The sequence below is a fragment of the Brasilonema bromeliae SPC951 genome, assembly GCF_012912135.1.
Classification (GTDB): domain Bacteria; phylum Cyanobacteriota; class Cyanobacteriia; order Cyanobacteriales; family Nostocaceae; genus Brasilonema; species Brasilonema bromeliae.
The window spans coordinates 1-12,872 of record NZ_QMEB01000196.1 but is presented as its reverse complement, the minus strand read 5'-3'; the positions used below and the strand labels follow the sequence as shown (position 1 = coordinate 12,872).

The 12,872-nt window shown below is 42.0% G+C and carries 9 protein-coding genes and 1 pseudogene; 6 read left to right on the top strand and 4 right to left on the bottom strand.

Annotated features, from left to right (window positions below; genetic code table 11):
* Positions 1-430: 430 nt before the first annotated feature.
* The gene (locus DP116_RS21185) at positions 431-1,444 is read left to right on the top strand and encodes an SDR family oxidoreductase (protein WP_169157053.1); all 1,014 of its coding nucleotides are present in this window, start codon (positions 431-433) and stop codon (positions 1,442-1,444) included.
* A 219-nt stretch (positions 1,445-1,663) separates the two neighbouring features.
* Here the strand turns inward: DP116_RS21185 and DP116_RS21180 are convergent, their stop codons facing one another.
* Complete coding sequence (locus DP116_RS21180; protein ID WP_169157052.1) at positions 1,664-2,581, bottom strand: alpha/beta fold hydrolase; 918 nt, start codon at positions 2,579-2,581, stop codon at positions 1,664-1,666.
* Positions 2,582-3,112: 531 nt separating this feature from the next.
* On the opposite strand from DP116_RS21180, the gene infC reads away from it, so the two are divergent.
* Together infC and DP116_RS21170 are read left to right on the top strand one after the other, a co-directional pair.
* Positions 3,113-3,646 carry a translation initiation factor IF-3 gene (gene infC, locus DP116_RS21175; protein WP_169157051.1) on the top strand — a complete coding sequence of 178 codons (534 nt, stop codon included), beginning with the start codon at positions 3,113-3,115 and terminating at the stop codon, positions 3,644-3,646.
* A gap of 474 nt (positions 3,647-4,120) precedes the next feature.
* Positions 4,121-4,315 (top strand): hypothetical protein, encoded by a 195-nt coding sequence (locus DP116_RS21170; protein WP_048869960.1) that lies wholly within the window; start codon positions 4,121-4,123, stop codon positions 4,313-4,315.
* Between the two features lie 140 nt (positions 4,316-4,455).
* Here DP116_RS21170 and DP116_RS21165 read toward each other — a convergent pair whose 3' ends face one another.
* Positions 4,456-5,877, bottom strand: coding sequence for an NADP-dependent isocitrate dehydrogenase (locus DP116_RS21165; protein WP_169157054.1), 1,422 nt, complete (start codon positions 5,875-5,877; stop codon positions 4,456-4,458).
* A 434-nt stretch (positions 5,878-6,311) separates the two neighbouring features.
* Between DP116_RS21165 and DP116_RS21160 the strand changes: the two genes are divergently transcribed.
* Both DP116_RS21160 and DP116_RS21155 read left to right on the top strand, forming a co-directional pair.
* Entirely contained in the window at positions 6,312-7,025 is a 714-nt protein-coding gene (locus tag DP116_RS21160) for a GUN4 domain-containing protein (protein WP_169157050.1), read from the top strand.
* Positions 7,026-7,049: 24 nt separating this feature from the next.
* Positions 7,050-7,391, top strand: a pseudogene (locus DP116_RS21155) (ABC transporter ATP-binding protein); the annotation flags it as partial.
* A 224-nt stretch (positions 7,392-7,615) separates the two neighbouring features.
* Here DP116_RS21155 and mtnA read toward each other — a convergent pair.
* Both mtnA and DP116_RS21145 read right to left on the bottom strand, forming a co-directional pair.
* Positions 7,616-8,677, bottom strand: a complete 1,062-nt coding sequence (gene mtnA, locus DP116_RS21150) for an S-methyl-5-thioribose-1-phosphate isomerase (protein WP_169157049.1) — start codon at positions 8,675-8,677, stop codon at positions 7,616-7,618.
* A 441-nt stretch (positions 8,678-9,118) separates the two neighbouring features.
* Positions 9,119-9,814 (bottom strand): acyltransferase, encoded by a 696-nt coding sequence (locus tag DP116_RS21145; protein WP_169157048.1) that lies wholly within the window; start codon positions 9,812-9,814, stop codon positions 9,119-9,121.
* 1,185 nt (positions 9,815-10,999) lie between these two features.
* Here DP116_RS21145 and DP116_RS21140 point away from each other — a divergent pair.
* A complete protein-coding gene (locus DP116_RS21140; RefSeq protein ID WP_169157047.1) occupies positions 11,000-12,640 on the top strand; it encodes a purple acid phosphatase family protein in 1,641 nt (546 codons plus the stop codon).
* Positions 12,641-12,872 lie beyond the last annotated feature (232 nt).

Genomic DNA, 12,872 nt, shown 5'->3' with positions numbered 1-12,872 from the left:
GATGAGAGTATTTTCATAAAATTGAAGTGTAATTTTTAAGACTTATTTATATTATAAAATTTAGGCAAATAACTTTACACCTATAAATCATGCGGGTTTCACTCGATAAAAAGTAGTAGTATCCTGTTGCAATTACTGCTTGATATACATGTTTGTACACGCTTGTACTAATCACTCTCCTTTTGTATACAAATTTTTTGGCGTTGCTGAATCAAGATATGAATTTTCAAATTCCCATTAATGTAGAGACGTTGCATCCGAAAGTTCTACAGGGTTACAGGAAATTAATTGAACATCGTGCTACAACCATAATTCATTCCCAAATTCAGCAACGCCAATTTTTTTTTATAAGCCTTATGAAAGATGTATGGATGCTTAATCAAAGTTAATACATGGAAGGAGACAGAACAGAAGAGATGAAACAAACATTATGCAATTAAAACCAATTAATCAACAAGTTGTTGCGGTAGTTGGAGCTTCCAGTGGTATTGGGCGGATAACGGCACTGAAGTTTGCAATGCGTGGTGCAAAAGTAGTGGTTGCTGCTCGTAGTGAACAAGGGCTAAAGTCCTTGGTAGATGAAATTCGAGGCAATGGTGGTGAGGCTAGATATGTAATTGCAGATGTGAGTGAGTTTGAGCAGATAAAGGCGATCGCAGATCAAACAGTGGCAGAATATGGACGGTTGGATAGTTGGGTTCATGTTGCTGCTACAGGTGTCATTTCGCCTTTCGAGAAAATCACGCCGCAGGAGTTTGAACGAATTGTTCAAGTTAACTTGATGGGACAGGTATACGGTGCAATGGTAGCACTACCTCATCTCAAACGTGAGGGACGTGGGGCGTTAATTCATGTATCCTCAATGCAGGGTAGGCGGAGTCTGCCGCTACAAAGTTCCTATTGTGCTGCCAAGCATGGTTTGGAAGGTTTCTTAGAAAGTTTGCGCGTCGAGTTGCAATACGAAAAATTGCCCATAAGCGTGACATCAATATTGCCTGCAACAATCAACACACCTTATTACAACAAGGTTGGCACCAAGCTAGGAGTTAAACCTACTGGTATTCCACCATATTACCAGCCTGAGCTTGTTGCCGATGCTATCCTTTATGCTGCGGAACACCCCATACGCGATTTTATTGTCGGAGATGTGGGTAGGGTGTTAGATGTACTACAAAAAATCTCGCCTTCTTTAGTAGACTCATTGTTGTCGGTTATTGGTATTCCAGGGCAGCACACTGGAGAATCAAAATCAGAGAATGCACCAAACAATATTTTTGCACCAGTTGAAGGCTATGACCACGTCGAGGGAGACTTTAGCAAGCTAGCAATACCTTCTTTGTTAGATTGGTTAGATATGAATCCACCTGTGAAGTGGGGAGCTTTTGCATTGGCGGTGTTGGGAATTGCAGTGTTTGTGAGTGACTGGCATTCACGCAATTCATGATAGTAGACTCTTTGGGATTTTTCCCCATAACTCCTTCACTCATTGAGATACACTGTGTTTTAGTTCGCTTGACGCGCAGCGTCAAGCCGGAGGCTTATCGCCCCCGTGGTCGGTTACGTCTGGATTCCCTTGGATAAAATCTATTGCGCAAAGCGCACGCAAGCGTAAGCGCAAAGCGTAGCGTGCCGTAGGCATATGCGAGGGCGTGCCCGTAGCGACTCAGGATTTAGGATTGCTATATTTATCAATCCAATCTAAAATCGCCTGGTTCACCAGTTCTGGACGTTCGTCGTGAGGACAATGTCCCACATCTTCTAAATTAAGCAGTTCCAACTTTTCGTTGAAATTAGCAAATTGAGTAGCAAGTGCAGGGGGAATAAATCGGTCTTTTTGCCCCCAAATCAGAAGCATGGGAATTTGTAAGGTTGGCAGTACTGTCTTAACCCTAGGACTAAAGTTAATACCAATGGTCGCCTTCAACAAGGCGGTGAAGGCACGGGCAGAACCTCGATCCTGAGAAGGACCAACTAGAATTTCTACCAGTTCATCAGTGATCGCCTCTGGGTTGGCATAGGCAATACTAGCCCAGCGACGTACTATGTTTGGTCGGCGCAAAACCTGGAACAAAGGCTTAAGTAAGAGTGGCGAAGCAACAAGATTTTTGATTCCCATGACAATAGGTCGTAAAATGGGAGGAATCGCCTCTTGCTCCAATGACGGATCAGGCAAACTCATCATCACGATACCTTCCACCATCTCAGGATGAGCAGCGGCGACTGCCAAGCAAACAAGTGAACCAAGAGAGTTACCTACGAGTACAACTGGTTGACAGATAAATGCTTTCCAAAAATCGTAAATCTGTTCTGCCCAAAGATGTACGCTGTAATTTACAGGAGCTTTTTCAGAAGCGCCCCAACCTAACATGTCAAGAGCGTAAACAGTATGGTGTTCGCCTAGTACCTCTAAATTCTGTCGCCAATGACCAATAGATGCACCGAATCCGTGTAGCAAGATCAGGGGAGTTGTCTTGCGATTGTTTTGAGCAGGACGAATGTATGTGTAGCGAGTTTGCCAGCCTCTCCAAACCCAGTCTCTTTGATTGCCAACCCGTTGCTGCCAGTGCACAATGGTGTCCACAGTTTTCTCCAATTTATCGCACAGAAAAACTATTCATTCCACTTTGTCAAAGTTAGCTCAACTCCTTAGTGCTAAATCTGTGGAGAGTTGTGACTCTAGTTTGGCTAAAATGAAGATAGTCTTTAAATATATTCTAGGCTAAGTGCATTTCCACCTTTTTTGGCTTAGAATTAATACTGAGAAAATTATATATACTAGTAAATAAAGATACATTTGTTCATGTGAATACTGTATTATCTTAAACCGCCCTTTTGGAATTACACTTAAAAGCCATAAAGTCAATGGTTTTATAAAAACTGTTACAATGATTAAAAATTGCTACTATTGTGTAATTTAGATTAACGATTAGACAGAAGTGCTTTCAAAATGAGTAAAATGGCAGATACAACGAAGACAATGAAACTGCTCTAGGGAATTAGCTACCCTAGAACTATAAGTTCATTTTCTAGTCCTCAGTGATTTTAGTATTTTACTTCTGAGGCATACAACAAACAACTAAGCCACTTTCTTAACAAACAGCTCCCACAAATCATGTCAGTGATTGAAAGAAAAAGAAATCGCGACCTGCCCCAAATTAACGAACGAATTCGCTTCCCGAAAATTCGGGTGATTGATACCGATGGTTCTCAGTTAGGAATCCTGACCCCATCAGAAGCATTACAACTAGCGGAGGAAAAAGAGCTTGATTTAGTGCTGCTGAGTGACAAAGCTGAACCACCGGTTTGTCGGATTATGGACTATGGGAAATACAAGTTTGAGCAAGAGAAGAAGGCACGGGAAGCTCGCAAAAAGCAGCACACTGCTGACGTCAAAGAAGTGAAGATGCGTTACAAGATTGAAGAACACGACTATAATGTAAGAGTTAAGCAAGCAGAGCGTTTTCTCAAAGACGGGGATAAAGTCAAAGCAACTGTGATGTTTAGGGGTCGCGAAATTCAACACAGCGACATGGCAGAACAATTGCTCAAGAAAATGGCGACTGATTTAGAGGCATTTGGTGAAGTTCAGCAAATGCCCAAAAAAGAAGGGCGAAACATGATGATGCTCATCTCACCCAAAAAGTGATCAATAAATAAGCAAACTTAGCACATCAGACAAGGGGGATACTTCCGTTGAGAGGTTTCCCCTACTCTTGTTTGTAGCCATCCTAACCATTGAAGGCGGGCTAGAGGAACGAGCGATTGCAAGGGAAAGCAGACGCCAAGAGGCGTATCGCACTCTACATACTACAATGAAAATTTCAATCAAGCCATGCTCTACGCAATCGTTATAGTGTAGATTTTTACATTTTTTGAGACAATTTCTGAATAACTGACGAGTGAATTGTCATAATACACGAAGCTACTCTAAACTTGATATATAAATGTATTAATTAACGTATGATGCCGAAAAAAGCGACAGTCAAAGTATTCACAAGCAGTTTCTGCTTTTGCTCACTTGTGACTGACTCATTGGTTTTCGATATCGTTATAAAGTTCCATTATGGTGTTGGTAAAACTTAGCTAAAATTGTGACCAATTGCTTGTGGAGTTGTGCTGAATGGAATTAATCGTATTTGGATTAGTCGTGGTTTATGCAGGTGGTGCTTGGAAGTTCTTTAATGGATTTAACCGGACTAACTTCCAGCGAAGTCTGCCCAATCGCCTAAAATTAGCTTTATTGTGGCCAGCTTTGTTTGCCACAAATAAATCCTATCGTCAAAATTTTAGAAAGGCTCTCAAAAGTCAGAAATAACTTTTTTTCTCTGAGTTGCGAGTGAGTGTGTTTATGTTTTGATGAAAAAGGTGCGTTATGCTGGCGCTAATCCAGCTTATGAAAACCCCCTCCCCGTTAATAGAGAGGAGGCTAGAAAGCAAAATTTTAGTAAGTTTGCACTAGCTAAAATGTTTAATGATTGCCTCAGCGAATTCAGAACATTTTAAGGGTTCAACTGGAGGTTCCAGCAACCTTGCTAAGTCGTAAGTAACCTGACTGTTCGCAATGGCATCGCCTAAACCTTTCTTAATCAAATCAGCCGCCTCTTGCCAACCCAGATACTCCAGCATCATTACACCGGATAAAATCACTGAACCAGGATTTATTTTGTCTAACCCTGCGTGTTTGGGTGCTGTACCGTGAGTGGCTTCAAAAATGGCACATTCATCGCCAATGTTTGCCCCAGGTCCCATACCCAGTCCGCCAACAATAGCCGCCGCAGCATCAGACAAGTAATCACCATTTAAGTTCATTGTTGCCAGAATGGAATACTCATCCGGGCGAGTTTGAATTTGTTGGAAAATACTGTCGGCAATGCGGTCATTGACCATGATTTTATCTTTCCACTTGCCGTTACCGTGAGTTTCCCAAATTGAGTTAAGAACTGTTTCAACTTCCTTGACAATTTGAGCTTGCTTGTCTGTGGTCAGGGCGTTAAATCCAGGGTCAATCATTCGGGCGTTTTCTTCTAAGGAGATATTGGCGTTCTTCTCCTTATTACTCAAAATCCAAGATTCTCTTTCGGTAATGGTCTCATGGCGAAACTCGGTCGTTGCCAACTCGTAACCCCAATCGCGAAAAGCGCCTTCAGTGTACTTCATGATGTTGCCTTTGTGCACCAAAGTCACCATTTGCTTATTTTTGGGGAGTTGCAAGGCGTGTTTGATGGCACGTCGTACCAAGCGCTGAGAACCCTTTTTACTGATGGGTTTGATGCCAATGCCTGAGTCTAGAGGAATTCTCTTGTTACCGTGTTCTGGTGTTGCGGGAATGAGTTCGTTGTTGAGGATGGAAATTAGGCGATCGCCTATTTCATTACCTTGTCGCCACTCTATCCCCAAATAAATATCTTCCGTATTTTCCCGGTAAACAATGACATCAAGTTTTTCGGGATTTTTATGAGGTGAGGGTGTACCTGCATAGTAGCGGCAAGGACGCACGCAGGCGTAAAGGTCAAAAATTTGCCGCAATGCTACATTAAGGGAGCGTATGCCACCCCCGACAGGAGTTGTCAAAGGTCCTTTAATGGCAACACCATATTCTTTAATTGCCGTCTGAGTGTCTTGGGGTAAATACTGATATGTTCCGTATAAATCACAAGCCTCATCTCCGGCATAAATCTTAAACCAACTTATCTTCCGCTTGCCCTTGTATGCCGTTTCTACCGCAGCATCAAGGACTTTTACTGTCGCGGGCCAAATATCAATCCCCGTGCCATCACCTTGAATAAAGGGGATAATCGGGTTGTCAGGAACAATTGGCTCTCCATTCTTGAAGGTAATTTTTGCTCCTGTTGTGGGCGGGGTAATTTTGTCGTACATCAAACACTCCTGATGGCTACGCTGCAACATAGTATCCTTTGGGGTATGAACTCAAAGGAGGGAGACTCATGTATGTAAGGCTAGTAGATTTTGCTGTGTCTTGTTTTGATAGATGTGTAAAGTTTATGAGGCGCAGAGTTTTTTCCCCTGTTTGCATCGTGGGCACAGGCGCGTAAGATTTCTTCAAATCTTCGCTATCTTATAGCCTGCACGCTTTATTAGTATACTCTTTGAATATATAGCAAACCCAAATGAATTGTGAACTTATTCGTGAAGACCGTCTTTAGTCTTTAGTAACGGATAACCAAAGTAAAGTAATGAGTGGGCATTCTTTGCGATTTCCTGTAAACTACTCTTCGCTACCAGTGCAACGCCGGTCCACAACACCTGATAGCCAATAGCTTGTTCACTAACTGCATTCCACGAGTAATAGCATGACAGACCCATTGATTGTATCAGGCACTCATAGTAACATCGACTCCCTCCGCCAACCGTTGGTCTCTGGGTCTATTAACACCCAACAGCAGGTGATCCCACAGTTAGCTAACCTGGGAGATACAGGCTTGGATGTCCTGATGGAATTTTTATTTGGACGTAAAAAAAATCCTGCAACTTGGGTGGATGGGAAAGTATACCAGGTTCTTTATAATTCTGATTCATCCAAGGCAAAAGAATTTTTGCAAGCTTATTTCCCGAATGGGATCGTACCTCTGACATCAGAGTGTGGCATTGATTACAGTTCTGTGCAACAATTACTTGCAGCTTGCGACTTTCAAGCAGCTGATCGCATGACTCTACAAAAAATGTGTGAACTGGCAGGACCAGGGGCAGTGCAAAGAAAATGGTTGTATTTTACTGAAATAGAAAATTTCCCAGCCACTGACCTCAAGACCATCAACACCCTATGGTTAATCCATTCAGAAGGAAAGTTTGGCTTTACCGTACAGAGAGAAATTTGGTTGAGCCTGGGTAAAAACTGGGAGAATCTTTGGGAAAAAATTGGTTGGAAAAAAGGCAATAACTGGACGCGCTACCCTAACGAGTTTACTTGGGATCTAAGCGCTCCGAGAGGTCATCTACCTTTGTCCAACCAACTACGTGGAGTGCGAGTGATTGCTTCTTTACTATCTCACCCTGCTTGGAATTAGTCATTAGTCCTTAGTTATTAGTTACAAGGGCGAATTCAACAAATCGGCAAACCCCAAAATATCTACTCCCAATCAGCGAACCGCATGGTAGCAACTTTCTTGGGAAATTCCCCGATGAATATTCTAAGAGCCAATCATGGTTTTGATGTGAGTGGTCAGCTGTTACCTTGTCCTCATGCTATGCGAGAGAGAATACGCCTTGCACCGGGGCAAGGATTTGATTTGGGAATTCGTCCGGAGAATATTTATTTAAGTGAACCGCACAAGCGCAGAGACCACAGAGGACAACAGGAGTTGGGAGAGTTGATCGTTGAGGTGAAGGTCGTGGAACCTTTGGGACGAGAAACCTTAATTCGTGGGGGTTTATATATCAGTTCTCAAAGACTTGGTTATTGATATTAAGCTGGGTATTGATTTCAATACCTCCTAATATCTCCTGTCGTTTTCAATAGACTTTGGACAAAAAAGTAAAAGGAGTCAGAATGCAGAATGCAGAACTCAGAATGATTACATTTACAAGGGAACACAGTTTTAGCTTTGTCATACCTATTCTGAGTTCTGGTTTTAAGTTCTCTTAAGGGCGATTGCACTTAAGCAAATTGCTTGATCCGGGATTTTGCTAACTCCCCAGGAGCAAATACTCCATTCTCTGTGATGATTGCTGTAATCAACTGGGCTGGTGTGACATCAAAAGCTGGGTTATAAAATTCTGCGCCAGTTGGTGTAATAATTGTCTCGCCAATTTGGTAGATTTCCTCTGGATTACGCTCCTCAATTGGAATTTCATTACCGTCGGATAAAGAAAAATCAACGGTGGAAAGGGGTGCAGCAACATAGAAAGGAATGTTATGTGCTTTAGCAACGAGTGCTAAACTATACGTACCAATTTTGTTTGCGGCGTCTCCGTTAGCGGCAATTCTATCAGCACCAACAACAACAAGATCAATCAAACCCTGCTTCATGCAGTGAGCTGCCATACTGTCAGTAATGAGCGTAACTGGGATGCCTTCTTGGACACATTCCCATGTCGTCAGTTTTGCACCTTGCAAGCGAGGACGAGTTTCGTCAGCGAACACCCGCGCTAAACGCCCTTCTCGGAAAGCAGAACGCACGACACCCAAAGCGGTTCCATAACCTGCGGTTGCTAATGCTCCAGCGTTACAATGGGTTAGAATTGTCAGCTTCTCTGGAGTTTGAGGCAAGACTCTCAAGCCATTGTCGCCAATCGCATAGCAGGTTTGCAAATCTTCCGCGTTTATAGATCGGGCTGTATTCAGCAGGGTTTGTTTGATGTCTTCTACTGTTCCAAGAGTTTCGTAGGCGATTTTCAGCATTCGTGAAATTGCCCAAAATAAATTGACTGCTGTCGGACGAGTCGTACGTAGCAGTTGGGCTACTTTTTCCAATTCGGTCAAAAATTGATTGCGATCGCTAGTTTCAATTTCCCGTGCCCCAAGATACATTCCATATGCCGCAGCCACGCCAATTGCAGGTGCACCTCGTACAATCATAGTTTTAATTGCCTGCGCCATATCTGAGCAGCGATGGATTTCTACAAACGCATACTCGTTAGGTAAACGGGTTTGATCAATCAGTGAGACTGAGTTGTTATGCCAAATAACAGGGTAAACCTGGTTTGTGGAAGAGTTCATGGAATTTAACGTAATGAATTTTTTCAAATTGTAACGTTAGAAATTCTACAGGTTATACCATATTTTCGTATCTGTAGCTTCTCCCTGTTTTTGGGTGGAACCGTTGTAAATGGGTAAATGCCTGAGGAAAGGAATTTTCAGGAAACAGCTTACTTAAGGCGAAAATCCTATCTTTTGAGCTTTCTGCTATGAGAGTTACGATGTTAATATGACAAATTATAAATTTTTATTAAGTTAATGAAATCTTAATTTCAAAATCTTAACTACTTTGTCATCAATTGATAACAATGCCGCTTCATTTAGACTTGGAAACAAGTCTGGGCAAGAGCGCTCATTGATTGTGTCTTAATGTAAACTCCAGTCAATATAAGGCAGAGCCTCGATTTCTCGTTCCCAGGTTGAGCCTGGGAACAAGGGCTGGGAGGCTGAGCCTCCTCTTTTTTAGTCTCTGGTGTTCACCAATTGCTTATTAGTGCGGCTTTTCATCACTTTTGCCGGGACTCCCACAGCAACTGAGAACGGAGGAATATTTTTGGTCACAACTGCTCCTGCACCAATGACACTACCCTGACCGATGGTGACTCCGTCTAAGACTACAACACCATGTCCTAGCCAGCAGTCATCCTCTATCACAATTCCTTTGCGGGTAATACCTTGATATTTTATTGGCTCATTGGGGTCTGCAAAATTATGATTATTTGCATATATTCCAGAATTTGCTGCAATCAAACACCGCTTACCTATTTTGATATCTCCAGGTCCAGCAATACAAACGCCAGGACCAATGAAAGTCTCTTGTCCAATATCTATGTATGAATCCTCCAAACACCCAATGCTAACATTACGCTCAATGGCTACTTTATCGTTCAAATATATTCTATTGTTTTGGTGTCCTCGTCCATCTATACGAGCACCTTTAAAAATAAACACCCCATTCCCTATTTCAATACAAGAAGTATTGATAAATTCAACACCCTCTTGAATAAAAACTGCTTTACCTATACGAGCAAAAATACTGCTGTAGAGTATATTACGCAGTTTTGGACCTAACAGAATTGTGGGTAGAGCGCCTACTGAACTCATGACTAAAAGTTCTTGGAAGCGCTGTAATTTGGATAAAAATTGCTGTCTATTCATAAATACCTTACGTAAGAGTTTTTGACAAGAATTAAGTTTGTATGAGCTTGATGCCAAACCGTGTTACATAACTTTGTGTTTGCACTGATGCTGATATTTTTCATTCCATCAAGTGAATTTAGAGCCATTTCAAAAACACCCCATAGTTTCCTAATGTTTAAATTTCAGTCACAGGGAAACTCTTTGGTGCAGGTACTGTCAAATCCTCAAGTTAGATGCACGACACATAGTTTTTTTGGATCTACACATCAATAGTGTTGATTTGCAAGAAAAACTTGTAATGGTTTCATATTAGCTCATTTCTGGCTTTTCTCCGTATAAAACCGTAGAAGATAAAAATATGAGCGATTTAGCTACATATTTTTATTGGCTTTTATCGCTAAATATAGGACTTTTTGTTTAATACTGAGTGACGAAAAGTCATGCTATTTGATTGCGACAAGATGTGAGTTAGGTAGATACACAAGCAGTGTTTTTCTCTGGACGAGTTTAAAAGCCTTGCAATTAAATTTGTGGAAGCATTAACCATCAAACCATCTAAATAGGCTAATGTTTCCTTTCTCAGATAATATAAAAACAAGGATTTTTACACTATTCCCGATACAATAATTTTCTTTGAGGTGACTTGCTGCTCTTGAAGTTATAATCTTTATCCACCAGATGCAGTTAAACCAACTGCTTCTTAAACACAAAAACATTTTTTGCGGCTATTTCATAGTCACAGGAGAAATTTCTCCTCCATTCACCGACAGAAAAATGTCATTGTTGTTGAGTTTATCTTGGTATTTCTATTCAAGTGGAATTAATACTAGGGGGGAGTATCTCCAACTTCTGCCATGACGTTAAAATTAACCATCGGTGCAAACAAGTAAGCACTTCCCCGATTACTATAACGGCTTTGCTGAAGCCAGTTTTTTGAATGTGCTACTTTTAGCATGTTGCACGCATATGGTTTACCAACTAATTAGGTCACACTTGTCATGACGCTGTTTTTTATCAACCATACCATTTATAAATTTATGGTATGCGCAATAACATCAGACTACAGACGTATATTGACTTTTCTGCTCTAATAGCAAATAAATAGCGTGTTGAAGAAGCGGTTTGATTGTAAACTCAACGCTTAACCTAACTTTCACGACTATGGCTTAACCTGATAAGCATGTGTTTATCTGAGCAAAGATTATGACATCACCACCCCAGTTGTTGACCGATCCGTTTGTGCAACTACCAACAGAAACCTCAGTGCAAATTGTGTGGTTTACTGAGTTTGCTGGTTATGGACATATAGTTACCTACGGTGAAAATTTAGCACAAACTGCTCTTGCTACAACAACCCAACTTAAGCGCATACGCGAAGACCAAAATTCACGCTTAGGAAACCAAACCCAAAACGGACAGGTTTATCAACATCCTGTTCAACGTGATATTTGGCGACACGAGGCCCAAATCACTGACTTGACTCCCGACACGCGAGTTTCTTACCTTGTAACGAGTGTGCGGGAAGATGGCGAAAGTGTCAGTAGCAAGGTGTTTACGCTTGCACCCAAGCCTAGTCCTGGTAAACCACTCAAAATTCTACTGACTTCTGACCATCAAATCAAACCAATGGTTGCAGCCAATTTGCAAAAAGTGGTTGAAACTGTTGGACGAGTCGATGCGGTTTGGTTCGCTGGTGATTTGGTTAATATTCCTGATCGCGCCTCAGAATGGTTTGATGATCATCGTGGCGGTGCTTTCTTTCCCTGTTTGCAAGGTCGTGCTAACTATGAAATGAATAGCGACGGAGTCAAGACAATCTACTCAGGCGGCGAAATCATTCAATACGCGCCGATGTTTACTTGCATTGGTAACCATGAGATTATGGGACGTCGTGATCATGGAAGTCTAGATGATGAATTTGATGCTACGATTCCTCGTACAGTTGCTCTTAAGTTCTATGGACAGGAATCTTTAAAAGAAAATTCTTTTAATACTGATACCTACGAAGAGATTTTCACTTTACCACAAAGTCAGGAAGGTGGAAAAACTTACTACGCAGTCAGCTTTGGTGATGTACGTTTGGTCGTACTGTACGCGACAAATATGTGGCGGACTTTTAACTTGGATGCAGAGGCTAGAGGTAGATATCGAGAACGGGAAAAAGATTTCAATACCCCAGAGAATTGGGGTTACGGGCAACATATTTATGAACCAATAGCCAAAGGGAGTACCCAGTACAATTGGCTAGCACAAGAACTCAATAGTCCTGAATTTCAGCAAGCAAAGTATAAAGTGGTGATGTTGCATCATCCGCCCCATACATTGGGTGGTAACATAGTCCCAGCATATACAAATCCTGTACAAATCATTGAACGTGATGCTGATGGCAACATCAAGGCTATCCGTTACGAGTACCCCAAAGATGCAGATTTCCTCATCCGTGATGTTGTGCCTTTAGTTGAAGCAGCTGGTGTACAGTTAGTATTTTACGGGCATTCTCATTTGTGGAACCGCTTTTGTAGTCAGTCGGGAATGCACTTTTTAGAAACTTCTAATGTTGGTAATTCTTACGGTGCTGCTTGGGGTGACAACAAGCGAGAAGTGCCTGTTGGCTATAAAGAGGATTATGCTGAACTTGGTGATCCATATGGTTTAGAACCTGTGGTGCCCACAATTGTCCCGTTGTTGGGTGAAGATGGTAAACCAATGCCCTACATTGCAAGTAATGACATCACGGTTTTCAGCATCTTTGACACGGGTACGGGTACAGTGAGTAGCTATCGTTTTGATATACGCAAGCCAGATTCGGAGGTTATTAAGTTTGATGAGTTTCGGTTGAAATAAGGAACACTCCGCCATGGCGATCGCGTGGTAGCATCGCATGCAAATGATTTTTCTGTAGTAAGTGCGATAAGCCGGAGGCTTGACGCTACGCGATCGCGCAGAACTAGAGACGCAATCATGCGTATCGCCATGCACGGATAGACTCACTCGTGATATCGCACTTTCCATGCGAGTCCCTTGTCAAGAACTAGGGGTGTAAGGGGATAGGGGTGTAAGGGGAGCCAGTGCGTTG